The 351-nt window shown below is 67.2% G+C and carries 1 protein-coding gene; it reads right to left on the bottom strand.

Going from position 1 to position 351, the window contains the following annotated elements:
• On the bottom strand, positions 1–351 hold a 351-nt coding region (locus tag ACLJNW_RS23730; RefSeq protein ID WP_410961163.1), incomplete at both ends, for a DUF2846 domain-containing protein.

Genomic DNA, 351 nt, shown 5'->3' on the forward strand with positions numbered 1-351 from the left:
GTAGTAGACCGAGCCGGCCCTGGCCTCGAGCATGAAGCTGGCGATGCGGGTGAAATCCATCGGACCGTCGGCGAACAGGGTCCAGAAGCTGCCCGCCAGCGGCCGGCGCATTTCCAGCTTGTAGCTGCCGGTCTCGAACTCGAACGCCAGGTAGCCGTTGCTCGGTAGGCTGCCGATCAGTTCGTTGTTGAGGAAGATCCCCGGCGCCTCGAGTTCCTCGTCCGCCCACTGGCTCCGCGGACGGTAGAGGTAGACGGTGGCGTGGCTGGCATCGGCGCTCGGATGGGCGACGAAGGCCGGTCCGTCCACCGCACCGAAGAACGCGCCGGGCGTGCTGCAGCCGACCAGGCT

The sequence above is a fragment of the Salmonella sp. SAL4457 genome (genome assembly GCF_046548235.1).
Taxonomy (GTDB): Bacteria; Pseudomonadota; Gammaproteobacteria; order Enterobacterales; family Enterobacteriaceae; genus Salmonella; species Salmonella enterica.